General features: G+C 57.8%; 21 protein-coding genes, 2 tRNA genes and 1 pseudogene. 4 read left to right on the top strand and 20 right to left on the bottom strand.

All coding sequences use genetic code 11. The features are described from left to right. Position 1: 1 nt before the first annotated feature. From N8H74_RS08655 to N8H74_RS08605, 11 genes and pseudogenes are all read right to left on the bottom strand, one after another. The gene (locus tag N8H74_RS08655) at positions 2-2278 is read right to left on the bottom strand and encodes a tetratricopeptide repeat protein (RefSeq protein ID WP_262146912.1); all 2277 of its coding nucleotides are present in this window, start codon (positions 2276-2278) and stop codon (positions 2-4) included. 538 nt (positions 2279-2816) lie between these two features. Continuing rightward, positions 2817-3093, bottom strand: a pseudogene (locus N8H74_RS08650) (hypothetical protein). After that, positions 3090-4070 carry an integrase domain-containing protein gene (locus tag N8H74_RS08645; protein WP_262146911.1) on the bottom strand — a complete coding sequence of 327 codons (981 nt, stop codon included), beginning with the start codon at positions 4068-4070 and terminating at the stop codon, positions 3090-3092. Before N8H74_RS08645 ends, N8H74_RS08650 begins: the two are co-directional and overlap by 4 nt. 1035 nt (positions 4071-5105) lie before the next feature. Then, positions 5106-6095 (bottom strand): Abi family protein, encoded by a 990-nt coding sequence (locus N8H74_RS08640; RefSeq protein ID WP_262146910.1) that lies wholly within the window; start codon positions 6093-6095, stop codon positions 5106-5108. 281 nt (positions 6096-6376) lie between these two features. Then, a tRNA-Thr gene (locus N8H74_RS08635) sits at positions 6377-6452 on the bottom strand. A gap of 76 nt (positions 6453-6528) precedes the next feature. After that, on the bottom strand, positions 6529-7344 hold the full coding sequence (locus tag N8H74_RS08630) for an FkbM family methyltransferase (RefSeq protein WP_262146909.1): 816 nt from the start codon (positions 7342-7344) through the stop codon (positions 6529-6531). 342 nt (positions 7345-7686) lie between these two features. Beyond that, the gene (locus N8H74_RS08625) at positions 7687-8922 is read right to left on the bottom strand and encodes an SAM-dependent methyltransferase (RefSeq protein ID WP_262146908.1); all 1236 of its coding nucleotides are present in this window, start codon (positions 8920-8922) and stop codon (positions 7687-7689) included. Then, positions 8903-9592, bottom strand: a complete 690-nt coding sequence (locus N8H74_RS08620; RefSeq protein WP_217831827.1) for an ABC transporter permease — start codon at positions 9590-9592, stop codon at positions 8903-8905. The genes N8H74_RS08625 and N8H74_RS08620 overlap by 20 nt, the downstream gene beginning before the upstream one ends. Beyond that, a complete protein-coding gene (locus tag N8H74_RS08615; RefSeq protein ID WP_217831828.1) occupies positions 9589-10284 on the bottom strand; it encodes an ABC transporter permease in 696 nt (231 codons plus the stop codon). The genes N8H74_RS08620 and N8H74_RS08615 overlap by 4 nt, the downstream gene beginning before the upstream one ends. 78 nt (positions 10285-10362) lie before the next feature. Further along, complete coding sequence (locus tag N8H74_RS08610; protein ID WP_217831829.1) at positions 10363-11112, bottom strand: ABC transporter substrate-binding protein; 750 nt, start codon at positions 11110-11112, stop codon at positions 10363-10365. A gap of 13 nt (positions 11113-11125) precedes the next feature. After that, a complete protein-coding gene (locus tag N8H74_RS08605) occupies positions 11126-11899 on the bottom strand; it encodes an ABC transporter ATP-binding protein (protein ID WP_217831830.1) in 774 nt (257 codons plus the stop codon). Between the two features lie 552 nt (positions 11900-12451). On the opposite strand from N8H74_RS08605, the gene gabP reads away from it, so the two are divergent. After that, positions 12452-13843, top strand: coding sequence for a GABA permease (gene gabP, locus N8H74_RS08600; RefSeq protein ID WP_262146907.1), 1392 nt, complete (start codon positions 12452-12454; stop codon positions 13841-13843). Positions 13844-13914: 71 nt separating this feature from the next. Here gabP and N8H74_RS08595 read toward each other — a convergent pair whose 3' ends face one another. From N8H74_RS08595 to N8H74_RS08580, 4 genes are all read right to left on the bottom strand, one after another. Next, positions 13915-14367 (bottom strand): hypothetical protein, encoded by a 453-nt coding sequence (locus N8H74_RS08595; RefSeq protein WP_262146906.1) that lies wholly within the window; start codon positions 14365-14367, stop codon positions 13915-13917. A 6-nt stretch (positions 14368-14373) separates the two neighbouring features. Beyond that, the gene (locus N8H74_RS08590) at positions 14374-14790 is read right to left on the bottom strand and encodes a hypothetical protein (protein WP_262146905.1); all 417 of its coding nucleotides are present in this window, start codon (positions 14788-14790) and stop codon (positions 14374-14376) included. Between the two features lie 20 nt (positions 14791-14810). Beyond that, complete coding sequence (locus N8H74_RS08585; RefSeq protein ID WP_262146904.1) at positions 14811-15779, bottom strand: alpha/beta fold hydrolase; 969 nt, start codon at positions 15777-15779, stop codon at positions 14811-14813. A gap of 78 nt (positions 15780-15857) precedes the next feature. Then, positions 15858-16916, bottom strand: a complete 1059-nt coding sequence (locus tag N8H74_RS08580; protein WP_262147110.1) for a PDDEXK nuclease domain-containing protein — start codon at positions 16914-16916, stop codon at positions 15858-15860. A gap of 258 nt (positions 16917-17174) precedes the next feature. Between N8H74_RS08580 and N8H74_RS08575 the strand changes: the two genes are divergently transcribed. Beyond that, positions 17175-17624, top strand: a complete 450-nt coding sequence (locus N8H74_RS08575; protein ID WP_262146903.1) for a carboxypeptidase regulatory-like domain-containing protein — start codon at positions 17175-17177, stop codon at positions 17622-17624. Positions 17625-17706: 82 nt separating this feature from the next. Next, positions 17707-17991: a YceK/YidQ family lipoprotein gene (locus tag N8H74_RS08570; protein ID WP_262146902.1), complete on the top strand. Its 285-nt coding sequence runs from the start codon at positions 17707-17709 to the stop codon at positions 17989-17991. 2 nt (positions 17992-17993) lie between these two features. Here the strand turns inward: N8H74_RS08570 and N8H74_RS08565 are convergent, their stop codons facing one another. The 5 genes from N8H74_RS08565 to N8H74_RS08545 form a co-directional block, all read right to left on the bottom strand. After that, positions 17994-18344, bottom strand: a complete 351-nt coding sequence (locus tag N8H74_RS08565; protein WP_262146901.1) for a hypothetical protein — start codon at positions 18342-18344, stop codon at positions 17994-17996. A 124-nt stretch (positions 18345-18468) separates the two neighbouring features. Further along, positions 18469-18544 (bottom strand) — tRNA-Phe (locus tag N8H74_RS08560). A gap of 103 nt (positions 18545-18647) precedes the next feature. After that, complete coding sequence (locus N8H74_RS08555; RefSeq protein WP_217831840.1) at positions 18648-18920, bottom strand: oxidative damage protection protein; 273 nt, start codon at positions 18918-18920, stop codon at positions 18648-18650. After that, positions 18917-19984, bottom strand: coding sequence for an A/G-specific adenine glycosylase (gene mutY, locus N8H74_RS08550; protein WP_217831841.1), 1068 nt, complete (start codon positions 19982-19984; stop codon positions 18917-18919). The genes N8H74_RS08555 and mutY overlap by 4 nt, the downstream gene beginning before the upstream one ends. Then, on the bottom strand, positions 19981-22203 hold the full coding sequence (locus N8H74_RS08545; protein ID WP_262146900.1) for an AsmA family protein: 2223 nt from the start codon (positions 22201-22203) through the stop codon (positions 19981-19983). The genes mutY and N8H74_RS08545 overlap by 4 nt, the downstream gene beginning before the upstream one ends. Positions 22204-22558: 355 nt before the next feature. Between N8H74_RS08545 and N8H74_RS08540 the strand changes: the two genes are divergently transcribed. After that, positions 22559-24223, top strand: coding sequence for an OFA family MFS transporter (locus N8H74_RS08540; RefSeq protein WP_217831843.1), 1665 nt, complete (start codon positions 22559-22561; stop codon positions 24221-24223). Positions 24224-24482 lie beyond the last annotated feature (259 nt).

Here is a 24482-nt window from a genome sequence, read left to right as displayed (position 1 = left end):
GTTAGGTTTCGTCACATGTTTGTTCTACTTCTTTTAGCTCAATCCAGGTTTGAAAGCTTTCGAGAATTGGCAGCTTCTTCTGATCAAGAATAACCTCTCCCAAAGCTTGATAGAAATTTCGCCTTTCCGAAACTATGTCTTGTAGAACTGACTCGAATACATGCGAGAAGTCCCATGGATAGCTATCAAATCCACTTTTGAGTAAAACCTTCAGTTCAGCCAGCTGAGCCTCTGCGGAAGATGTCTGCAATTCAGAGTATAGGCAGCTGTAAAACAGAACCTCTGCCTTCACTTGCGAGGGGCTTTTCGATAGCAGCAAGATTGCACGATTTAATAGCTCTGGGACCTCGTCGAGTGCACCAGGCTGATTCTTGCAAAATTTCATGGAGGCGAGATTCGCAATGTTGTCACTGCTGTCCGGTTCAATCTCAAGAACTTTATTGTGAAGCGCCTCCGCTTGTTTGTAGTCCTTACGCTTGGTGTTTAGAAATTCCGCATATGATTGCAGTGCAAGAGTATTATCTGGTTCTAGCTCTACAGCGCTTTTATATGCCGCTTCGGCCTTATCATAGTCTTTATGGGAATTTTCAAAAACCATTGCGCGGCAAACAAGAAGCTCTGCGCTGTCTGGATTATTTTCGGCAAACTTATTTATGGTGGCTTCGGCCTTGGTATAATTTTTGCGCTTTATTATTAAGAAATTAATATAGTTGGTAATGTTGTTGGTAGAGTTGGGGTCAAGCTTAAGAGCTCTTTCGTACATTGCTTCAGCTTTGTCGGGGTTATCACGCTTATTTGCTAGTAAGGTTGCGTAGTTTCCGGTTGCTGTCGCATCGCTGGGGTCTAGCTCGATCGCTTTTACATACATGCTCTCAGCAAAATCGTAGTCCTTGATGTGGTCCAAGAGCAGGTTCGCATAATTAACTAGAACAAAAGTGTTAGTCGGATCTGATTCAAGAGCCTTTTGGTAGAGGTCGGAGGCTTTCTCATAGTCTTTTTTGTGCTCTGCGAGGTAAAGTGCTAAGCCACAAATTACATCGGAGTCTTTCGGGTCTATTTCGAGAGCTTTAGTGAACATGATTTCAGCTTCTTCATGCTTCTTAAGTTGCTCTGTCAGAAAAGTCGCATAGCTCCCCATGAGCGGCGCACTGTTTGGGAATTGTTTCAATCCTTGACGATAGATCGAGTCTTTCGCTTCGGTATTAGATTCGTCCCGAGCTTTCAGTTCCCATGCCCACCACGACTTTCCTGCCTCAGCAGATCGAATAAGCACCTCTCCAGTTTTCTGCTGTTCAATTGAACCCCGCGCAGAAGCCTTTCGAAGATTTTCGGACTGTTCTCTATATTGTTTGGATCTTTGAGAGCCAAGCCTTTCAATGTTGTCAGCGATGGCGGTCACGTCAAAATTTTTTATTAATTTCTCCGCGAGCCTGAGCAGAAGGTCATCGAATCCCGGTATCTTAACCAGAATGCCATGATGCTTCTTTAATACTCGCAATGCATTTTCATTTGGCAGATCATCTCGGTAGCACCAGATCATGCGTCCTGAAATCTCTCCAAAATTCAAGCTGTCCAACAGCCCCATAAGACTACCATCATTACCGCCGTAGCCAATCACAATGGGCGTGTAGTATTGAAAGAGCTTTCTTAATGCGGTAGCCCAGGCTTTATCGAGTGTTCCTACGCCAACCTCATCATTTTGAGGTTCAAGAAAAAGATCTCGATGAATTTTGGCAATGAGTGGTCTTCGTAAATGCGGGCGAACAAAATTTGCCAAGGATTCGTGAGCTACGACTAATGGAGACTTGTGAGCATGCATTGCGAGCGCGTCAGCGACGAGGTTGTCGAAGTTTGTCGTAACTACAACTTTATGACGAGAGCTCTGAATTATTTCTGCTAGTAATGAATATCCAAGGCTTGGGGACTTGCTATCCATGGCTTGCTCTAGGGCAGCATAGCCAGCCTCCCGATCATGCCTGAAGCGTCGATCAAATATTTTCGGATAATGTTCTGCTGCAGACTCAAATGTGAGGTCGTTGATGCCGTGTGCCGGACTGTTTGCCCAGATGTCAAAAGTCGTTCCGTCATGGCATTCACGACGATGAAGCTCCTTGAGCCAACCTTCAGCCAAAGTTTTTCCCGTTGGGATGCCAGATGTAAATGATGCGCCAGCACCTAGGATAAAGGCAAACTGGCGATCCGGCATGGTACTGTCAATCAGGGAAACTTCGTCCAAGACTCCGTCCAAGGTCCACTCATCAATATGCTCATCTATCAAAAGGTTACTCCTTGTATCGACAGGTATGAGATGCAGAAACCGTTAGCACTAAGCTCATAAATTTATTTTGATTCCGCATCAGCCCGAGATGAAAAATGCTCAAGAGCGGTCAGTCGCTTTACCAGATCTAGACAGCTTCGCTGTGTTGATCATTCCGTACTCGTCCCACTATTCAACTTGTAGACTTGAAAGTCATTTGCGAGCTCGAGCAGCACAACCGCACTAGATGCAATTTCAACATCAGTAAGCCTGTTACCAGACTTCCTTGAGAATCGGTAAAGCGCGAGCTTACCGCACGTGAAGGCTAAGTGCTATTGCTTGATCCTTTCGGTCAACCTTTAACACCGTTTGAGCGGCCTCCTTCAGCTCATAACGCCACCCGCGACACATATTTATCACCATGAACCACCTGAATGCTAAGACTTCGAATTCAGGCAGTTCTCGGAAGCTGGGCTATGTCACTTCCTATATAAACAACGAGACGAAAGTCCGAAATGGGTCGGTTGCGGTCGGTCGTGATTATCAAAGTCAGACCTTCTTAGCACTTGAAGACCCAAGCTCTTTCTAAACGACGAGCCAGCAGCCGCACGGTCAGCGGGTAGTAATATCGAGTTGCCTTGCATCTCCTCGCTAGTCGGTGGTCGAGAAACCAAGCAACATGTTTTTTCTTCCAAGCCCAAGGTGTTTCTAGCTGCCAGCGTTCAGATATCTCAGCTTGGATGAGCTTTGCTTGTCGTAAATGGCGCTGTCGCGTTGCGTACGATCCCATCAGCACCGCGTCCAAGAAACAGTTCAATATCGAATGGCTTAGTCATGTGCGTCCTCCAATGTAGGCCGCGACCACATCGATCCGACCGTGCCCCAACTCATAGCTGATTTGCCTTCGGGCCTCTCGATCTAGGTTCCTGTCTGCCAGGCAACATTGGCCGCCGTTGATAGGCGCCAGGTGTTGGGTGATTTGCTCATAGCGTTCACATGCATACGCCGTTCGTAGCTCATGGAAGCCTTTGAGCCTGTGTGCATGCATCACGTCCCGCGCTGGGCGGATGATTTCCTGCAGAACATTCAGATAGCTTTCGTCTGGCGCAATCAGGTTGCGGCTACTCGCAGGCGACACCTGTCGTGCAAACCCAAGTGCGTCTTGAACATGGTGGTCCGCCGCAATCCATCGTGGCGCTGAGGCGCCAGCTCGGCCGCCTTTGGTGCCATCCTGGATGTTGATCCTGCCTAGGTCGTTAGCCTCGCGGCTTAACCGTGGCAGATCAGCCAAGATAGCCTCACGCACGCGCATGCCGGTGGCTCGCGCCAACAGAACGATCGCGGCGGCCCGTTGCTGATGATTTCGGCAAAGCGCATTGACGATCTCTTCAATCTGATCACGGTCTTGGCCCTGCGGCACCGACTGCCGAACCCCGGTGCGCTGCATTCCCAGCGCCGTGCTCGGGCTGGGCAATTTCACGTACTGGTCACCGCGAAGTGCTGCCATGGTCCTGTTAACGCTGGATAGCCGGTTCTGTGCGGTGCTGACGGCGAGATCACCGCGCTTAATCATGTCGCGCAGATACGCTGCGTAAGAGGCCAACACCTTTCGATCAATCTGCCGCGCATCATTGATACCTGGCCCTTGTTCGGAGCGGCACCACTTCACGAATGCTTGCCATCGATCACAGTGCGCCTTGACCGTGCCGTAGTGGCCACCGCCGAACATGTCTTTCAGCGCCTGCGGCCCTGCATAGCTCAATTGCCTGCCATAGCCGAAATTACGACCATCACGTCTACCCACCAATGTCATATCGGCCACCTCATCTGCCGTTCTCCAATCCTCGCCCCACGTCATCCCGCCAAGAATGCTGAGTGTTATCAGGGATCAAGGCCCCTGCGACCTGTGGGGTGTCCTCTAGCGCGGGACTAGCGGCTCCTTACGACCGGGAGCAAGGGCATCTCATGATCTGGCCCCCTGAGCACCGTTGCCGGTGGGCGGGTGGGGCTGCATTGGTTGACGAGACCAGTGCCGCAAGATCCTGAGCCGGGTGGAAGCAGCAATGCGATGACCGGGGCATGCCTGACTGTCAGTCAGGTGCAGTCCATTTCCTGGTCTGCGGCACCATCATCTGCATCGCTGTTGCTGGTGACATCGGCGTTTGTCGCGAGGGGAATTGCCGCAAAGCCATGTGCGATGAGGGCTGCAGCCGTATTAGAAGCGCCCGTCTCTTTCCGGGAAAAAGAGACGGGCGCAGGTTGGCACAATGAAATGGCCAACCGGATAGGTTGCTGCAGGGCAGCTATGAAAGGGGATGAGTTGCCGCAGTGGGCACACTGGTAAAAGTAGGCATCCATCACATCGCTGTGACCGTGCGAGCCGCCGGACGTTAATCGCACTTTGGGAGAACCACCACGATGTGGCGTAGCCTTAAAGGTTCTGGCTACCTGGGTTGCTGTCAACGACAGCGCTTTGCCCGATCTTTTCTACGCCTGTGGATAATTCGGGTCAGGCTCTAATTTTCGGGGAACTCTTTGGCTGTGGATGAAATTATCCGCCGGTGGAAATCTGTGGCTTTCCACAGACAGTTGCGTGGGTTTTAGATTTTTTAAGTGAAGTCCATCCAAACAGGGCGGCTTTGCAGCCCTGTTTGGATGGACCCGTGTGGAAGGACGGACTGCGGTGATCTCATTGGCTTACCCACGTTTGGATGCGCCACGGCTATTTTTAGGGCGGTAATGTTCTCACCGACTGGGTGAGCGAATTCATGGACTCGTTGGGAACAGACCACGATTTTTGGCTTGAGTGATCAAGCAGGAAATTAATCGTGGTCTATTTCTGGCTTCCTTACTCCAAACACCATTGCTGTTGACGTTTCCAATCATTTGGAAATCCCATGAGTCTCAAATAACCCAGTTCCTGCTGATCCATGATTTCGGCCAGGCGAAATTTCCACTGGCTGTCTGGACTGATCAAGTCGGTTAGATAGGCCAGCATCGTCAATACGATGTATATCCGCTGTTTGGGTTGAGGCCAGGTGTCAGGCGCATTTTGGATGACCCATTCTTTGGGTAAGGATGGTCGAATCGAGAGTTCTCGGTTCCATAGTCGTGAGTGGTGGGCGCAGCAGTTTCGAATGAAGGTCAGGGTGTGGAGCCAAGAGGCCAGTACTTCGAAGGGCAGATTGAATCTGCTAGCGATTGCTTTCTTGTCGACGCTTTTGCCTATGGCATTGAAGAGGGTAGATACCGTTCCAAGGCTAAGCTCCTCCAGAACAGCCCAGGCGGGCGGCAACTCAGGATGGGCATAAGTCGATCCGTAGAATCGAAAATAGTTATCGCGCATACGGTTTTCAATCCGCTGTTGCTGGACACTATCAACCTGACGGCTCTTTTTTATGCGATCAATCTCACGTCCAAGCTTATTTCGTTCCTTGCTCAGTTGATCTCGCATGGGACGCAGTAGATCAGAATGTGAATATGACGATGAGAAGATTGACGCGTCAGCTATCCAGTCAGGCCCATACTTAGGGCACATGTGATTGCTGATAGTCGCTCGTATGGCGACTTCGACACGTTCGATGGCATCCATGGTTATGCGTCGCAATGAACCATCGAAGCGGTAGATGTCGACGACTGCTTTCAGGGTGCTGCCGGGCTTGAAGGTGTGTTCAGGGTCTGGCTCTTGGAAGGGGCGCATGTAGGGGCTCAGGCGAAACAGCGTGACCACTTCAAGAAAGCGCATAGCCCGATCGTCGTTGGCGACGTGCAGGCCTCGTTGCTTTAGCAGTTCCAATTGCTGTTCTACGCTGAGGGCCGGCTTGTCGAAGGGCCTCATGTAGTTTTCTCCAGGCAAAAAAAACCCGCACGATTTGAGCTTGCTGACTGGGTCAACCTAGGCTTGGCGGGTGTGTTGGGGTGCATTATAGGTAGGTGTAAGAGCCCGTCAACGTCGCGCTGATGTGAAATTGTAACGGCTATGCGCGCGGGCAATGTTTGATCTGTCGATGAAAATAAGGCGTTGTTGGTCTTATCGCAGCAATGTGGTCGCTTCCAGGGGAGTTTCCAAACCCCGGAAACAACAAAGCCCCTGCATTTCTGCAGGGGCTTCGTTTTGTATGGTGCCGGCACCAGGAATCGAACCCGGGACCTACTGATTACAAGTCAGTTGCTCTACCAACTGAGCTATACCGGCGTGTGGGCGACGATTATAGCGATTGGGCGGGTTCTGTAAACCCCTGAATTCAGACTATTTTTGCGCGGGCGTGGAATCAGGCCCGGCGCAGGAGGTTGCGCAGTTTTTGTACGGCTCGCCAGGCGCGGCTGTTTTGCATGGCGCGCAGTTGGGCTTCGGCGTGTTCGGCGCGTTGCAGGGCGTTTTCCAGGTGGGGGTTTAGCGGGTGGGCGAAGTTGTGGCCCTTGCAGAGCTGGAAGTCGTCGAGGGCGCAGGGCTGGACGTCGAAGGCCGGTTTGAGGTTGAGGTGTTCGTTGGCGAGGAAGTAGCTGTTGAGGCCGTCGAACAGGAAGTTTTGGTAGCCGGCGTCGGTGACCAGGTGTTCCCAGGTGTGGTCGCGATTCCATGGGGTTTCGATGAGGATGACCCACGGGCGGAAGCGGCTGAAGTCCATGCCGCGCAGTACGGTTTCTTCATGGCCTTCGACGTCGATTTTCAGGAAGTGGATCGGGCGGTTGGCGGCGTGTTCTTCGCAAATTGAGGTCAACGTCCGGGCTTTGACTGTCAGGCTCTGTACCTGCAGACCGGCGGCTTTTCGCTCTTGGGCAACGATGGGGTCGGCGGTGGAGAGGCCGGTATCGGCGATACCGTAGAAGGTCAGTTCGCCGGCCTGGTCGCTGGCGACGCATTGCAGGGTGGTGTCGCGGGGACGCTGTTGGCGCAGGACGTCGTGGAAGTTTTGCATCGGTTCGATGTTAATGCCGCTCCAGCCGCGATCATAGAAAGCCTTGGTCACCGAGTCGTGGGTCGGGTGGTTGGCGCCGACATCGATGTAGAAGCCGCTTTCGAAGAATTTGAGGGCGCGCCACAGGCGGATGTCTTCGAAATTCTGTGCATAAGAGATGAACGTCACGGTTGCTCCCTGGCGGTCGGGTTCTTCTTATTGGCGTGTACTGCCGGAACTGCGCGAACTTGTATAGCAACGGTGGCGGACGGGCGCAATTTTCCGCCGGGGGCGTCCGTGATTCGGCGGTTATGTCGTTTTGATCTGGGGCTTATGCACAACGGGTTGCGACGAGAGGCTGCTCAGGCAGTATTTTGTGGAAGGGTTCGCATTTGAGGCGCAAATCCCTGTTTTACCGGTTTTTTATGAATGTGAACAAAAAATGACCAGCGCTGTAGGCGGGCCGAAAAGGCCGTGGATATTGGATCCAGGATAATTCCATCAACAGAGTTATCCACAGGCTGTCAAGGTTTAGCGACGCTCAGCCAGCAGCAGGAAATTACGCGGAGTGAGAAGGGCGTCACAGAAGGTTCCAAGGCGTACGACGTAGCCCTGTTCACTAAGGAAAAGTGCCCGGTCAAGATTCAGCCAAAGCTCCAGCGGACGTCGGAACAATCCGCGCAGCAATTCCAGGTTGCGAACTTCGGCTAACCGCTGCCAACCCGCCGCTTCCCATTGCCCGAAATCCGTCTGTCCGATTGTGGATAACTCTTTCAGCGCTGCCAGGTCGCAGCAGTAGTCGGCAAACGGCTTGTCCAGCCAGGCGCTGGGCAGGGACGGCGTTGGAAGGTATTCGTCGATGCCGCGTACTTGCCGTTGCAGCAGGTCGAACGCCAGGCGTCGGGCCATGGAGATATCGCGCTGGCGTCGGACCCGCGCACCGGCGGTGACGGTTTCGCTCATCGGCAAGGCCAGATCTTCCAGCGAAAGCTGTAGGGCGGATCCCGATCCGGCCGAGGACAACGGCAGATATTCGCTGCGATTGATCCGGTTGTAGCAGCACGGTGCGATGGCCAGTTGTTGGCAACCGGCGGCGCTGGCGAGTTGCATCAGGCGCACATGCAGATCACCACAGGCGTGCAGGGCGACGGGGGTGTGCTGAGCGCTCAACACGGCCGCTGCGTCTGGCGCCAGGACATCCTGTTCGACATGCAAGGCATGCAGATGATGGCGCTGACTCAAGGCCTGGCCGCTGGCGACCAGCAACGGATCGTATTCCACGCAGGTCAGTTGCTGCCCTGCACCCAGCAAGCGCCGTCCCAAATGCCCTTTGCCGGAACACCAGTCCAGCCAATGCCGGGGTTGTGAGCTGAATGATAAACGGCGGGCGAACGCTTCGATTTGCTGCCACTTGCGTCCCGGCACATCGACATTCAGTCGGTGCCCCGCGGCTTCCAGCGCATGGCTGGGCAATTCACCGACCGCACTCAGCTCAAGCGAAAGTGCCGCCAATGAAGCGAACGGCTCCGGTGCATCGGCGAGATTGGCGGGATGGTTGTGGGCGTTTTCCGCGTCGTCCAGCGAGCGTCCGCGCAGCCATGCGGCCAATTGCGGATGGGACGTTTCCCAGGGAAGTTGCAGATGAGTGAACGGGCGGGGTTTCCACAGCGCCTGATGGGCTGTGAGAAAGGTATCCAGTGCCGTGAAACGGGCGAGCAGGGCCTCGCCCGTCAGCACGTCGGACGTTTCAGCGCCCCTGGCAGGCATCGACGCGCAACCAGCGTTCCAGCAGCTTGAAGCCGCGAACCAGCACGTAGGACATCAGCAGGTAGAACACGCCGGCCGCGAAGAAAATCTCCACCGGCAGGTAGGTGCGGGCAATGATCGTGCGGGCCATGCCGGTCAGTTCCAGCAAGGTCACGGTGCTGGCCAGGGCGCTGGCCTTGAGCATCAGGATCACTTCGTTGCTGTAGGCCGGCAGGCCGATGCGCGCGGCACGCGGCAGGATGATGTAGAACAGCGCCTTCGGCCTGGACATGCCCAAGGCTCGTGCGGCTTCGATTTCCCCCGGCGGAATCGCCTGGATCGCACCGCGCAGGATCTCGGCAATATACGCCGCCGTATGCAGGGTCATGGTCGCGGTGGCGCACCAGAACGGATCGCGCAGGTACGGCCACATCGAGCTGTTGCGAATCACGTCGAACTGCGCCAGGCCGTAGTAGACCAGGAACAGTTGCACCAGCAGCGGCGTGCCACGGAAAAAGAAGATGTAGGCGTAGGGCAGAGAACGCACATACCACAGCTTCGAGGAGCGGGCGATGCCCAGCGGAATCGCCAGCAGCAACCCGGCGATCACGGCGATGGCGACCAGTTCCAGCGTCAGGGTCGCGCCCTGCGCCAGTTTCGGCAGCCACTTGATGATGACTTCCCAGTTCATGAAGCGCTCCTCGCAAAGCCGCGAGCGGCGCGTTTTTCCAGGAAGTACATGCCGATCATCGCCAGAACCGTCAGGCCCAGGTACATGAATGCGGCGACCATATAGAAGGTGAACGGTTGCTTGGACACGGTCACGCCGATCTGCGCGTGACGCATGATTTCTTCCAGGCCGATCACCGACACCAGCGCGGTGTCTTTCATCAGGATCATGAACAGGTTGCCCAGGCCGGGCAGGGCGATGCGCCACATCTGCGGCATGATCAGCTTGGTGAAGATCCGCCATTTCGACAGGCCCAGGGCCACGCCGGCCTCACGGTGACCTTTGGGAATGGCGAGGATCGCGCCACGAAACACTTCCGTGGCGTACGCGCCGAAGCACAGGCCCAGCGCAATGACGCCGGCAGCAAAGGCGCTGAGTTCCAGGTCGGGATTGCCGAAGAACTCACCGAGGGCGCGCATCGCGTTGACCGTACCGAAGTAGATCAACAGCACCCAGAGCAACTCCGGGACGCCGCGCACCAGTGTCGAATAAAAGCCGCCAAGCCATTGCAGCGGCTTGTACGGGGAAGTCTTGGCCAGGGCGCCGAGCAGACCGAGCACCAGCCCCAGGCACAAGGCCGACAGTGCCAGTTTGACGGTCATCAGCGCGCCGGCGGCGAGCGCCGGGCCGAATCCGTAGAGGTCGATAATCATGGATTTCTTTTCAAATCGCGGCAGGCAAGGCCGGGGATCGGCGCCGTTGTCGAACGGTGCCGATCCGGCCGGTCAGGATCAGTAGATGCTGAACGGGAAGTACTTGTCGTTGATCTTCTTGTAGGTACCGTCAGCGACGATTTCCTTCAGCGCGGCGTTCAGCTTCTCGCGGATCGGGTCGCCTTTGCGCACGGCGATACCGATCTTGTCGCTTTCTTCCACCGGATCACCCTTGAATTCGTAAGACTTGCCGGCGTCGCTTTTCAGCCACTCGTAGTTGACGTACTTGTCGGCGAGGATGGCGTCCAGGCGACCGGAAGTCAGGTCGAGGTAGGCGTTTTCCTGGGTGTCGTAGAGCTTGATGGTGATGTCGTCACCGAAGTTGTCTTCCAGGAAGGTGCCGGCCAGGGTCGCGCGCTGGGCGCCGATCACTTTGCCTTTCAGCGCAGCCTTGTCGGTCTTGAAGTCGACGTTTTTCGGCGCGATGAATTGCAGCTTGTTGGAGTAGTACGGGTCGGTGAAGTCCACCGCTTGCTTGCGCTCGTCGGTGATCGACATCGAGGAGATCAGGAAGTCGAACTTCTTGGCGTTCAGGGCCGGGATGATGCCGTCCCAGTCGGAAGTGACTACCGAGCACTCGGTTTTCATCTTGGCGCACAGGGCGTCGCCGATGTCCTTGTCGAAGCCGACCACGTTGCCGCTGGCGTCTTTGTTGTTGAACGGCGGGTAAGCCGCTTCGATGCCCATCTTCAGGGTCTCGGCCATGGCACCGGCGCTGAAGGCCAGGGTGACGGCGGCGGCCAGGAAGACCTTTTTGTAGTTCTGCATGCGGGTAGCTCCGTTAGCGGTTGCTGGACATGAATTGTTTGCAGCGCGCCGAAAGCGGGTTTTCGAACACCTGCTGTGGCGATCCTTGCTCTTCTACCAGGCCCTGGTGGAGGAACACCACTTCGCTGGAAACCTGACGGGCAAAGCCCATCTCGTGGGTCACGAGCAGCATGGTGCGGCCTTCTTCGGCCAATGCGCGGATGACATTAAGTACTTCCTGGACCATTTCCGGGTCAAGGGCGGAGGTGGGCTCGTCGAACAGGATCACCTTGGGCTGCATCGCCAGCGTGCGGGCGATCGCCGCGCGTTGTTGCTGGCCACCGGACAATTGTGCCGGGTAGGAATGGCGCTTGTCGGCGATGCCGACCTTGGCCAGCAGCGCTTCGGCGACTTCGATGGCTTCGGCCTTGCTCTGGCCGAGGACGCGACGCGGGGCTTCGATGATGTTGTCGAGCACGCTCATGTGCGGCCACAGATTAAAGTTTTGAAACACAAAACCAATCTCGGAGCGCAGGCGATTGATCTGCTTGCCATCGGCGGCAACCAGTTCGCCATTCTTGGCGGCCTTGAGTTTGAGTTCTTCCCCGGCAACCAGGATCTGGCCCTGATGCGGGTTTTCCAACAGGTTGATGCAACGCAGGAACGTGGACTTGCCGGAACCGGAGGAGCCCAGGATCGAGATCACGTCGCCGTCGCGGGCGGTCAACGAGATGCCTTTGAGCACCTCAAGCTGTCCGTAGCGTTTGTGCAAGTTGCGGATTTCAAGCGCGGGCGTGGCCTCAGCCATGTGCGTTCCTCATATATGTTGCGCTCCTGCTGTTGGTTGGCCTTCCTGGCGAGGCGGCCAAGCTAGCATAGCGTTTCAATGGCAGCCAACAGCGCTACGGGCGGTAAACGGATGGCGTGTGGCAGGTTGTCGCATCGGCACAGCAGACTGTCGCCCCATCAACAACCGAACGGGTGTTTGAACGTTGATTTCCGTGGGTGTCGCGTAAAAAAAGGCGCGATGTTGCCACCTTTGGCGGGGTGTTGGAAGCGCTATCCGGCCGAACGTTCCGGATTCGCCCTTTTATTGTGCATCCCACACTTTTTCCGTGTGTTTCTGGTGCGCCGAATCGTTTAGAAAGTGAGTCGCAGGGTAACGTTCTGGCGAATAGCCATTAATCTCAATGACTTGCGATGACTGTCCGGTCGCGCCCAAAACCGCGGGCCAGAAGACTTTGAAACATTTTGGCGCATTTATTGCGTGCAGAATCTGGAACGCCCCGTTGGTTTCTTTTTACGAGAAGGAAAACCAGACGGGACGGACTGAATCGCTTTCCTCGCAAAGGTAGTTTCAATGAGCAGTACCCAAAGCTCCAATGGCCTCGAACAGGGGCTCAAACCGCGTCATGTGACCATGCTGTCGATCGCCGGTGTGATCGGTGCAGGTCTGTTTGTCGGCTCCGGCCACGCAATCGCCGCCGCCGGTCCTGCCGTGCTGCTGGCCTACGCTGCCGCCGGCCTGTTGGTGGTGCTGGTGATGCGCATGCTCGGTGAAATGGCCGTTGCCTCGCCTGACACCGGCTCCTTTTCGACTTACGCCGATCGCGCCATCGGCCATTGGGCCGGTTTCACCATCGGCTGGCTGTACTGGTGGTTCTGGGTTCTGGTGATCCCGCTGGAAGCCAACGCCGCTGCAACCATCCTGCACGCGTGGTTCCCGGGTGTGGAAATCTGGGCCTTTGCCTTGATCATCACCCTGCTGCTGACGGTGACCAACCTGTTCAGCGTGAAGAACTACGGTGAGTTCGAATTCTGGTTCGCCCTGCTCAAAGTCGTGGCGATCATTGGTTTCATCATTGTTGGCGTCATGGCGATTTTCGGCTTCCTGCCGAACAGCCAGGTCAGCGGTGTTTCGCATATTTTCGACACTCAGGGCTTCCTGCCGAACGGCATGGGCGCGGTGTTGGGCGCGATCCTCACCACCATGTTCTCCTTCATGGGGACCGAGATCGTGACCATCGCGGCTGCGGAATCGAAGAACCCTGGCAAGCAGATTTCCAAGGCCACCAACTCGGTGATCTGGCGGATCGGCTTGTTCTATCTCGTTTCGATTTTCATCGTTGTGGCACTGGTGCCGTGGAATGACCCGATGCTGGCAAGCCTCGGCTCCTACCAGACTGTGCTGGATCGCATGGGCATCCCGAACGCCAAGATGATCGTCGACATCGTGGTTCTGGTCGCTGTGACCAGCTGCCTGAACTCGGCCCTGTACACCTCTTCGCGCATGCTGTTCTCCCTGGGCAAGCGCGGTGATGCGCCGGCCATGTCGACCCGCACCAACAAGAGCGGCACCCCGTACTGGGCCGTCATGCTGTCCACCGGTGCGGCGTTCCTGTGCACCTTCGCCAACTACGTGGCTCCGGCGGCGGTGTTCGAGTTCCTGCTCGCCAGCTCCGGCGCCATCGCGTTGCTGGTGTACCTGGTGATCGCGCTCTCGCAACTGCGCATGCGTAAACAGCGCATGGCTCGTGGCGAAAAAATCGTCTTCAGCATGTGGCTGTTCCCAGGCCTGACCTACGCCGTGATCGCTTTCATCATCGCGGCCCTGACCATCATGCTGTTCCAGGACGCCCACCGCGTGGAAATCCTCGCGACCGGCCTGCTGAGTCTGCTGGTGGTGGCTACCGGGTTGCTGGTGGCGCGTCGTCGCAAGCTGCAAAAGAATGGCGCGGTGGTGTTGAACTGATTCGTACCGCGTGATGCAAAAACGGCCGCTGTCAGCGATGACAAACGGCCGTTTTTGTTTGTGCTTGCGGGTCAGTCGTTCTTGTCTTCCGATGCTTCCAGCGATTGCCGGTAAGTATCCAGCGCATTCCCGAAGTCGGTGATGAACTGCGGCTCGCTCAGCCACGCCTGGGCGGTTTCGCGATCCATGCCATCGGCCCACATGCGGTAGTCGATCAGCATGTCGGCGGCCAGGTGAGTGGCGGCCATGGCTTCGTTTTCGGCGTTTTCCATGTCCAGCAGTTCCGGGTGATCGTTGATGATCCCGGACAGCTCGGACAGCAGGATTTGCAGCATGTCCTGGCGTGCGATGGCTTCGGCTTCGCGCATTTTGCTGAACATCGCCAGGGTGTATTCCGGGATCGGCTCGGCGAGGTGGCCGAGGTCATCGTCCAGGGCCAGGGGTTTGCGCCCGACCATGCGGATCTGCTTGGCTTTGGCCTTGGCGCGTTTGGCGCGTTTCTGTTGCTTGTTCAGGGATGCCATGGGAACTCAGTTCGATTGCTGTTGGGATTGCGCGGCGATCGCGTCGGACGCCGCCACATAGTCTTTCTGGAAGTCCGCCGATTCGATCCACGCCAGGGCGCTGGCCTCGTCGGTCTCCTTCGACCACTGGCGATATTCGATCAGCGCGGCGAGGATGAAATCCATCGCGCCTTCTTCGCCTTCCTGCTCGTATACCAGCTCCAGCAGCGGGTCTTCGAGGAATGCGGTACACATCGCCTGCTGGCTGATTTTCTCGGCGTCGATCATTTTCTTGAACAGCTCGGTGAGGTCCACCGACTCGAAATCGATGCGGTCGTCGTTCGGGTCCAGCTCGACCGGCGCTTCGGCACGCTTGGTACGGTTCTGCTTGGCCTTGGTCTTGGCCCGGGCGGCGCGTTTTTGCTGCTTGTTGGCGGAGGCCATGGGTGTTGTTCCGTGCTGCGTTAAAGGGTTTGGCTGCGCGGGACATGCCGCCCCGGTGTGTCGGGGGCCAGTTCGCCGGTTTGCAGCCAGGTCAGAGCGATGGGCCATAGTGTGGCTTGGTATGCGCTGCGAAAAAAGGCGAAATGTCCGACTTCTTCTTCGCCAATGTCCTGCGGCTCGATTCGCAGGTGGGTCTTTTGCGCATGGCTGAAGTAATCGAGCAGGCGTTCGATGGCGGCAATCGTGCCGTAGGGATCGTCGCTGATGCTGATCGCCAGGGCCTTTGCACGGACGTTGGCGAAGGGCAGGACACCGGTTTTTTCCATCAATGCGCGACCGCTTGGGCGCCGCTCGTAACGCGCGGCAGGCGTGCTCCAGTCGCGCACAACGCCTGTCGGCGTATCTTCAAGCCAGCCGAACCGCTTGCCGGGGAAGAAGCCGCAGAACAGCGTGATCAAAGGCATCACAACATGCCATTTGCCGAACATGCGCCAGCGATGTTCGGCGGCGTAATCGCGCCAGTAAGCGAACTGCGCGCCGACCGTCAGCAGTCGCCGAATCAAATGCCCGGATGCGGCCAATCCTGCCGCACATCCGCCGAAGCTGTGGCCGACCACATCGATCGACTGGCTGGGAAACTCCCGTTGCGCACGGCTGAGCATCGCCTCGAAGTCCAGCGCGCCCCAATCGCTCCACGAGGCCTTGAGTCCCTTCATGACCGCCGGACGGGACTCACCGATGCCCCGGTAGTCGTAGGTGATGACATCGAAACCGTTGCCGAACAGATAAGCGGCGAAGCGCGAGTAATGACGACAGCGCACGGAAGTGGCGGCGTTGATGATCACCACCGGACGTTGCGCGTCGGGCAGGGTGTGGCGCCAGGTGAAGCCGCCCAAGAGGTAGCCGTCGGCGGCGGGTTCTTCGAACGGCTCGCCGTGCATTTGCATCGCTGCCGTCGACGTCGGCTCAATCTCTTCCAGTGCAGACATGTTCTGAACACTCACGGGTTTCGAACGTTGCGGTAGCCAACGATAGTCTCGACGACGCCAGCGAACAATCGGCCGGTTCTACTCCGTGGATTGATTGAGCAGGCGATCCTCGATCAATGCCTGTTCTCGATTGAGTTCTGCGCGCAGTTCTTCCTCGGTCGGCAGCACAGTCTTGTAGCTGCTGGCTAACAGTTGTTCATTGCCTTTGAGCATCGAATACCGGGCGACGGAGTCGTTACCCTCGGAGCACAGGATGATCCCGACCGTCGGTTTATCACCCTCGCTGCGTTTGAGCTCGTCGTACATGCGTACGTACATGTCCATCTGCCCGACATCACGGGCGCTGAGCCGGCCGCGCTTGAGGTCGATAATGACGAAGCATTTGAGCAGGTAGTTGTAGAACACCAGATCGATGTACAGATCCGCGCCATCGGTGCTGATGCGCTGCTGGCGGGCGACGAACGAGAAGCCTTTGCCCAGTTCCAGCATGAAGCTTTGCAGGTGATCGATGAGGGCTTGTTCGAGTTTTGACTCCTTGACCCTTCCCGGTGAGGGCAAACCGAGAAACTCCAGAATGACCGGGTCGCGGATAAATTCTCGGGGGCTGTTTTTCATTGACTGAGTGTTGGTGGTGGCTTCCTCCGTTGCTGGTGTTTTATCTCGGCTCTGTAGCAGGCGCTCGTAGTGGAGGGTGAGGATCTGACGATCTAGGGCGCGGCTTGACCAGTTCTGGGTGGCGGCTTCGTTCATGTACCACTGGCGGGCCTTTTCGTTTTGGACGCCCAGTAGTCGGCGATAGTGGGTCCAGCTCAATTCGTGACGCAGTGCGTCACGAATTGGAAATGCCTGATAGAACAGGCGCATATAGCGAAGGTTGGAGGCATCAAAGCCCTTCCCGAACTTGACCGTCAGCTCCTTCGCCAGCAAGGCCAGCAATTGCTTGCCATACCCTGCTCGCTGGGCGCCTTGCTGTTCGAACTCCACGATATGCCGGCCGATCTGCCAACTGGTCTGCACCTGGATGGTATCGACCGCACGCAGTGCCTTGTGTCGAGCTTCGCGTATCAGCTCGCCCAGGTTATCCAGCAGTGAATTGATTTTCGGGTCTTGCGCGTCAACGGGTTCCAGTTGGCTCATCGGTATTCCATGTTGTGAGATGCGGAAGGTGAGCATGCCAACAGAACATGGGGCGGCGATGTCGGGAGCTACCGATAGAACAGAAGGAAGACGGGATAGGGTTTGCAGGAAGTCGCCAGCGAAAAGCGTGTTTGATGTTTTGGTCTGTAGTCCATTTCGTACCTGTCCAAAGTCCCAATCAATCTAAAACCCACTGCGCCACACAAAATCTAAACAAGGGTAACGATTGGGTTCTGCGAGAACCCGGGAGTACCCATCATGAAACGCGTTCTTTCCATCGTGCTGCCTGTCGCCGCCATTGCTGTGCTGATGTTCCCGCTGATGGCACAGGCCACTAGCCTGGAGCCGATCGACAGCGCCGGCGTGCAAGTCCAGCAAGAGCAGCAAAACGGTATCCGCTACCTGTCCGGCGGCATCGGTCTGGATGAGTCCAGATCCATTCAGCAAACCGCCGGTTACAACCTGCACATGACCTTCGCCATTGGCGTGGATAACAAATACACGTCTGATGTCGATGTTGCGATTTCAAAGGCTCAGGGCCAGAACGTGCTCAGTCTGAATCAGGCCGGCCCTCTGGTTTATGTGCAACTGCCGCCGGGCAAATACGCGGTGACGGCGACCCGCAATGGCGTGACGCGGCATGACGTCGCCGATATCGGCGGTGGGGCGGCGCGCAATCTGGTGTTTCATTGGGATGGGGATCAATAGCGGCCGGTGCACTTGCCAGGGATGGCGAGATAAGCGGGTACAATCCCGCGCTTCATGTTTTGTGACGTAAGGAAGCGCGGGTTTGAAAGGGATTTTTCGTTTGGGTTCGGTGGCGGGTGTTGTGTTGATGTTGGCTGGTTGCGGGACGATGATCGGTCGGGTGAGCCAGGGCATGTCCGATGTGGATTACTACAAGAGCGTGGATGGCGGGTTGCAACTGCTCGGTGTGACTGGGAAAGAAAGCAAACCGGCCGCGATCATGTGCTACTTCATGATCATCTGCCCGCTGGTCACGGTTGTATCACTGCCGGTGGATGCCGCAGTCGACACTGTTCTGCTCCCGGTTGATTACGTAAACACCCTCTGAGGTCACGGGGCTGCGCGCTTGCCCTTCGACTTGTCCTTGGGCGCGCGCCCTTTGCGAGAAATCCACCACGCGACCATCAGGATCGCCATCAGCAGTAAGGTGGTGAGGCTTTGCCAGGCGATCTGAAACCAATAAAGCCGGGGTTGCAAGGCGAGGGTGTAGGTCTTGCTCGGGCCGCCCCGGCTCATCGTGCTGATAGAGCCGCTGAGCAGGCTTTGGACAATCAGGTAAACGGACGCGCCAATGGCGATGGTCAGCAGCAGGCCGACGAGTATGTGCAGCCAGAATGAAACGCGGCTCTCGCGATAGGGCGGTGGATGGGGCAGGGGAATGCGGGTGCGTTTCTGGTTCATCGCGGGATGACCCTCTTCCGTAAGGGGTGGCCAAAGTAGCGCGGATCCTGCGGCTGAAACCAGCGCTCATCAAATCCCGGGCATAAAAAAACCCTGAATCTTGCGATTCAGGGTTTTCGGTATTTGGTGCCCAGAGACGGAATCGAACCGCCGACACGGGGATTTTCAATCCCCTGCTCTACCGACTGAGCTATCTGGGCAACGGGGCGCATTAAAAGCGTTTTTCAGGGTTCCGTCAACGAATTTTTTAAAATTTCTTAAATTAATTCCGTCGCTTACGATCCGACCCCCGATTTTGCGGGTTTACTCTGCGGGCGGAACGTAGCCTTCGGCCTGGGCGTATTCCTCGCCGGAGAAGAACTTGTCCATTTCGCCCTGAATGAATTTGCGGTCTTCGGCGTTCATCATGTTCAGGCGTTTTTCGTTGATCAGCAGGGTCTGGTGTTTCTGCCAGTCGGCCCAGGCCTTGGCGGAGACATGCTCGAAGATGTCCTGTCCCTTGGGACCTGGGTATGGAGGACGCTCCAGGCCTTCGAGTTGTTCTTTGTATTTGCGGCACATTACGGTACGGGTCATGACGACACTCCTGCATTCAATACGGCGGCCGCGCGTTCGAGCAAGGTCTTGACCGGGGCGGCGAGGCCCAGGCGCGGCGGGGTGGCGAGGTTATACCAGAGCCAGTCGGCCTCGGCCATGTGATGGCCGGCCTCCTGCACCTGAACCAGCCAGGGTTCGATGGACAACTGGAAATGGCTGAACGTGTGGACAAGGCTCGGCAGCGCCTGCTGCTCGCCTAGCTCCAGCGAGTGCTGCGCGGCAAGATGTTGCAGGTCGTCGAGGTCGTCGAGTTCCGGCAGGCTCCACAAACCGCCCCAGAGGCCGGTGGACGGGCGACGATAAAGCAGGATCGCGCCATCCTCGTTGGCCAGCAGCGGCATCAGCGTGCGCTTCTGCGGGATCGCCTTGCGCGGCTTGGGAATCGGGTAGCGGGTTTCCTGGCCGAGCATGTGCGCTTCGCAGCCCTTTTCCAGCGGGCACAGCAGACAGCTCGGCTTGCTGCGGGTGCAGAGCGTGGCACCCAGATCCATCATTGCCTGGGTGTAGGCGTTGACCCGGTCATGGGGTGTGAAGCGTTCGGCGTTGGCCCACAGCTGTCTGGCGACCTTCGGCTCACCGGGGTAGCCCTCTTGCGCGGTAAAGCGCGCCAGCACCCGTTTGACGTTGCCGTCGAGGATCGGCGCGCGCAGGCCCATGCTGATACTGGCGATCGCTCCGGCGGTGGACAGGCCGATCCCCGGCAAGTCCGTGAGCTTCTCGACATCGCGTGGAAATTCGCCGCCGTACTGGCTGACGACGATCTTCGCGGTCTTCTGCAAATTGCGCGCGCGGGTGTAGTAACCCAGGCCCGTCCACAGGTGCAGTACTTCGTCCTCCGGCGCTTCGGCCAGCGCTTCGACTGTCGGCAGCGCGGCCATGAAACGGTCGAAATAGTTGAGCACGGTGCTGACCTGAGTCTGCTGCAACATGATCTCCGAGACCCACACCCGATACGGGTTGATGCCCTGCTGCCAAGGCAAATCGTGGCGGCCATGGCGGTCGAACCATTCCAGCACCGCCGTGGAAAACTGCTCCGCTCTCATCGTTTGAACAGACCTTTCAATGCGTTTTTCAATTCCGGGCTGACCTTGTCGCCCAGTTTTTCGTCGATTTTTTCACTGAGCTTGTCGCCAGCCATTTTGGTCGCGACCTGGCCGAGACGTTCGTTATCCACACGGCAGGCTTTGGCGCCCAGTTCCAGCGGGCCACGGCAGCGCAGCGGCCACTCGATGCCGACGAATTTCTCGCCGACCTGGCAGGCCGGATCCGGCATGGCGCTGGTGTCGCCTTCGACAATGATGCCGACGCGATAGTCCATGCCCAGCACCCGCAGGTCGATGTCGCCATCGCCGTTGACGGTCATGCCGGGGATGCGCACTTTCAGATCCGGGTTGCTGGCCACGCCGTTACGGAAGGTCAGGTTGCCCTTGAGTTCCTGGAAGGGGGTGTCCTTGCCGCGCGGTTCGCCGCTCAGGGTTTTGCGGTTGAGAGTGGCGATGCCTTTGCACAGTTGCTGTTCAAGGTTGGCGTTGAGCAGCACGCCGTTGTTGATCACGAAACTGGCATTGCCGTTGAGGCTGTCGATCAGCGCCTGCTGGCTGTTGCCGCTGCCGGTGATGGTGCTGGTGAGGTTGACCAGACCCTTGACCGGCGGGTTCTTGCCCTGGCTTTCGAGGATTTTTTCCACCGGCACCCGGTTGATCCGGGTTTGCAGGTTCAGCACCGGTGCGGTCGGACGCACGTCGAGGGTGCCCTTGGCTTCGAAGTCGCCGTTGTACAGCTCGCCGCGCAGGTTCTCCAGGGTCAGCAGGCCGCCCTGGCCGCTGGCCTTGAGCGCGGCGTTCTGGATCGGCAGTTTGTCGAGGGTCAACTGGCCGAAGGTCAGGTCGGCGTTCACATCGAGTTTGCTCAGGCGCTCCACCGGCAGCAGGCGTTCGGTGCTCCAGGCACTTTTGCTCGGCTTTTCCGGCAACGGCGTGCTGCCGGCGCCGGCCATGGCATCGGCTTCGGTGCTGGCGACTTCGGCCTGACGTACTTGCGCGGCGCTGCTGGCCTGGGCGGATTTCGGCGGCAGGTAGCGGTCGACGTTGAAGGTGTCGGCCTTGAGGATCGCGCGCAGCGATTGTTTGGCGAAGTCATCGACGGCGATGCGGCCGCTGAAGCTGCTGTCGTCGAGTTTCAGGTTGATGTTGTCGAACGCCACGCTGGTCGGCGTCGCCGCGATACGGCTGACCAGTTCGACCTTGCTCAGGCTGCCTTCGGCCATGGCCGGCAGGGTCTGGCCGATGCTGTCGACGAATTTCGCCAGGTCGAATTGAGCGATCGAAATAGCGCCGTTGATCTGTGGGGTCTTGTCCAGATCGTTGACCTTCAGCTCACCCAGGGCGCGCAGCTGGTTGGCGGAAATCTTGATGCCGGTCCACTCGGCCACGTTGGCCGCCTTGTCCAGCAGCAACTGGCCCTGGGCGGAAAAGGTCATGGTCTTGCCTTGCAGCGGATCGCCGGCCACTTCGCCGCTGAGTTTCAGATCCTCGAACTTGTAACGTTGCACCGCACGTTCGAAACGCAGCTCGCCATTGAGTTCGGTGCGCACCCGTAGCACCGGCTGATTGGTGCCGAGGAACGCGGTGGCTTTCACCGGGATGTTGGTCGAATCGTGAACCGGGCCGGTGCTCAGCTGGATGCTTTCGGCGCTGAATTGCTTGCCGGTCAACTCGTCGTTGTACTCCACGCGTGCGTTGTTGACGGTCAGGCTGTCGATGTCGAGGCGGATCGGCTGGGCCGGTTTCTCCACGGGCGGGGCGGGAGCCGGGGCTGGCTCGCCAGCAACCACGGGCGGCGTGCTTCCGGCCGGCGCCGGCACCTTGCCGATGTCTTCCCAGTTGCCGTGACCGTTCTTGTCGCGGTTCAGACGCAGGTTCAGGCCTTCGACGCGCACGTCGCTCATCTGCACTTCGCGGCGCAGCAGTGGCAGCACGCGCACGGACAGGCCGAGCATCTGCAGGTCGGCGAACGGTTCGGCAGGCTTGGCCAGGGTCGCGATGCTGGCTTCGTGCAATTCCAGGCCGAGCCACGGGAACAGGCTCCAGCCGATATCGCCATTGAGCGTCAGCTCGATGTGGGCCTTGTCGCGGGCAATCTGGCGAATCTCGTCTTTGTAGTCGTTGGGGTCAAACAGGTGGGTCAGGGCAAAGCCCAGCGCCACGATGACCAGCAACAGCCCGAGAAGCACCAGACCCAGGATTTTGCCGAACGCTTTCATGGGCGAGTCCTTGTAGTTAGTCGAATTCGTAATTTAGCCGGGGAGTATAGCGCTGCATGACTGCCCCCTGCTGCGGCTTGCGCTGAGGCCTGTCCGGCCGCGCCTTGCAGCGGTTCGACAACGGTCGACGGGAGGGTTCCCCGGGGCCATGAGATCAGATGACTCGAAAAAGGTGATATCAGTTTGGTTTTTCTGTCACCTGCAAATGGTAACCTTCGCTCGTTCGTCCGCCCATCTGCGACTTAACGTCGCGCATCCAAGGAGCTTCACCCACACAATACGGCCATGCCTGCGTGCATCAAGGTCGAGGGTGAGCAGTGGCTGGCGAACCATTCTAATAATTGGGGGAAACACCATGAGTACGAGCATCACGGCGGACGGCCTGCGCGCCGATCAGCCCGGGTTCCTGTCCAAGGAACGCATCATCGCCAAGCCCGGTTTCAACCGCTGGCTGGTTCCACCGGCCGCCCTGGCCATCCACTTGTGCATCGGCATGGCCTACGGCTTCTCGGTGTTCTGGCTGCCGTTGTCCAAGGCGCTGGGTGTTACTGCTCCAGTGGCCTGCGCACCGGACATGAGCTTCATCGCACAAGTCTTCTCGTCGCAATGCGACTGGCCGATCTCCATGCTCGGCTGGATCTACACCCTGTTCTTCATCTTCCTCGGTTGCTCGGCAGCCATCTGGGGTGGCTGGCTCGAACACGCCGGGCCGCGCAAGGCCGGTGTGGTGTCGGCACTGTGCTGGTGCGGCGGTCTGCTGATCTCGGCGCTGGGTATCTATACCCACCAGATCTGGCTGATGTGGATCGGCTCCGGCGTGATCGGCGGTATCGGTCTGGGCCTGGGCTACATTTCGCCGGTTTCGACCCTGATCAAGTGGTTCCCGGACAAGCGCGGCATGGCGACCGGCATGGCGATCATGGGCTTCGGCGGCGGCGCGATGGTGGGTGCTCCACTGGCGACCGCGCTGATGAGCCATTTCGCTTCGCCGGCCGGTGTCGGCGTGTGGCAGAGCTTCGTGGCCATGGCTGCGATCTACTTCGTGTTCATGATCGGTGGTGCCCTGGCCTACCGCGTGCCGCCAACCGGCTGGAAGCCTGAAGGCTGGACCGCTCCGGCGAAAAAGGCCTCGAACGCGATGATCACCAACCGCCACGTACATGTGAATGTGGCCTGGAAAACTCCGCAATTCCGTCTGGTGTGGCTGGTGCTGTGCCTGAACGTGTCCGCCGGTATCGGCATCCTCGGCATGGCTTCGCCGCTGTTGCAGGAAGTGTTCGGTGGCAAGTTGCTGGGTAACGATCTGCCGTTCGGTCAGCTCGACGCCGGTCAACTGGCTTCGATCGCCGCGATCGCTGCTGGCTTCACCGGTCTGCTGAGCCTGTTCAACATCGGTGGCCGCTTCTTCTGGGCATCGTTCTCCGACTACCTGGGTCGCAAAAACACCTACTTCGTGTTCTTCGCCCTCGGTTTTGCCCTGTATGCGCTGATTCCGAACCTCGGCCACCTGGGCAACGTCGCGCTGTTCGTGGCGGCGTTCTGCATCATCCTGTCGATGTACGGCGGTGGTTTCGCCACCGTTCCGGCGTATCTGGCCGACCTGTTCGGTACGCAGATGGTCGGCGCGATCCACGGTCGTCTGCTGACCGCCTGGGCGGCGGCCGGCGTTCTCGGCCCGGTGCTGGTGAACTACCTGCGTGAGTATCAGTTGAGCATCGGCGTGGAACGCGCCGCCGCTTACGACATCACCCTGTACATCCTCGCCGGTCTGCTGGTGCTGGGCTTCCTGTGCAACCTGCTGGTCCGTCCGGTGGCCGACAAGTACTTCATGACCGACGCCGAACTGGCTGCCGAACAGGCGCTGGGCCACGACAAGGGTGCTGACGCCAGCACCGTGCTGGAGTGGAAAGCCGCGCCAGGCACCAAGCCACTGGCAATCGCCGCATGGCTGGTGGTGGGTATTCCGTTGGCGTGGGGTGTGTGGGTGACCCTGCAGAAGACGGCGGTACTGTTTCATTAAGATAAAGGCCTGAAAACCTTCAGGCCGACATCGAACCCGTGGGAGCGGGCTTGCCCGCGAAGGCATCGGATCAGTCGATATCGATAGTGGCTGATCCGATGCCTTCGCGAGCAGGTCCGCTCCCTTTTCGTTTGCGGGCGTGTCCGAAATGGCTTGTATGGACATGTCTATCCCCGACAGGACGGGGTTCTATCCGTCTGCCATATCACGTCTCGTGTTTCTGTTTCCCGCCCGCGCCCCTATAATGGCTGCCTTTTTC

Source organism: Pseudomonas sp. B2M1-30, assembly GCF_025447575.1.
Taxonomy (GTDB): Bacteria; Pseudomonadota; Gammaproteobacteria; order Pseudomonadales; family Pseudomonadaceae; genus Aquipseudomonas; species Aquipseudomonas botevensis.
Note: the sequence above shows the minus strand (reverse complement) of the source record. Positions and strands in the feature narration are given on the sequence as shown.

What these genes read in the sequence shown, in the direction of transcription:
- N8H74_RS08645 (WP_262146911.1), bottom strand. Translation starts at nt 4,070, where the DNA reads ATGACATTGGTGGGTAGACGTGATGGTCGTAATTTCGGCTATGGCAGG.
- N8H74_RS08640 (WP_262146910.1), bottom strand. Translation starts at nt 6,095, where the DNA reads ATGAGGCCCTTCGACAAGCCGGCCCTCAGCGTAGAACAGCAATTGGAA.
- N8H74_RS08625 (WP_262146908.1), bottom strand. Translation starts at nt 8,922, where the DNA reads ATGCCTGCCAGGGGCGCTGAAACGTCCGACGTGCTGACGGGCGAGGCC.
- N8H74_RS08620 (WP_217831827.1), bottom strand. Translation starts at nt 9,592, where the DNA reads ATGAACTGGGAAGTCATCATCAAGTGGCTGCCGAAACTGGCGCAGGGC.
- N8H74_RS08615 (WP_217831828.1), bottom strand. Translation starts at nt 10,284, where the DNA reads ATGATTATCGACCTCTACGGATTCGGCCCGGCGCTCGCCGCCGGCGCG.
- N8H74_RS08610 (WP_217831829.1), bottom strand. Translation starts at nt 11,112, where the DNA reads ATGCAGAACTACAAAAAGGTCTTCCTGGCCGCCGCCGTCACCCTGGCC.
- N8H74_RS08605 (WP_217831830.1), bottom strand. Translation starts at nt 11,899, where the DNA reads ATGGCTGAGGCCACGCCCGCGCTTGAAATCCGCAACTTGCACAAACGC.
- gabP (WP_262146907.1), top strand. Translation starts at nt 12,452, where the DNA reads ATGAGCAGTACCCAAAGCTCCAATGGCCTCGAACAGGGGCTCAAACCG.
- N8H74_RS08595 (WP_262146906.1), bottom strand. Translation starts at nt 14,367, where the DNA reads ATGGCATCCCTGAACAAGCAACAGAAACGCGCCAAACGCGCCAAGGCC.
- N8H74_RS08590 (WP_262146905.1), bottom strand. Translation starts at nt 14,790, where the DNA reads ATGGCCTCCGCCAACAAGCAGCAAAAACGCGCCGCCCGGGCCAAGACC.
- N8H74_RS08585 (WP_262146904.1), bottom strand. Translation starts at nt 15,779, where the DNA reads ATGTCTGCACTGGAAGAGATTGAGCCGACGTCGACGGCAGCGATGCAA.
- N8H74_RS08580 (WP_262147110.1), bottom strand. Translation starts at nt 16,916, where the DNA reads ATGAGCCAACTGGAACCCGTTGACGCGCAAGACCCGAAAATCAATTCA.
- N8H74_RS08575 (WP_262146903.1), top strand. Translation starts at nt 17,175, where the DNA reads ATGAAACGCGTTCTTTCCATCGTGCTGCCTGTCGCCGCCATTGCTGTG.
- N8H74_RS08565 (WP_262146901.1), bottom strand. Translation starts at nt 18,344, where the DNA reads ATGAACCAGAAACGCACCCGCATTCCCCTGCCCCATCCACCGCCCTAT.
- N8H74_RS08555 (WP_217831840.1), bottom strand. Translation starts at nt 18,920, where the DNA reads ATGACCCGTACCGTAATGTGCCGCAAATACAAAGAACAACTCGAAGGC.
- mutY (WP_217831841.1), bottom strand. Translation starts at nt 19,984, where the DNA reads ATGAGAGCGGAGCAGTTTTCCACGGCGGTGCTGGAATGGTTCGACCGC.
- N8H74_RS08545 (WP_262146900.1), bottom strand. Translation starts at nt 22,203, where the DNA reads ATGAAAGCGTTCGGCAAAATCCTGGGTCTGGTGCTTCTCGGGCTGTTG.
- N8H74_RS08540 (WP_217831843.1), top strand. Translation starts at nt 22,559, where the DNA reads ATGAGTACGAGCATCACGGCGGACGGCCTGCGCGCCGATCAGCCCGGG.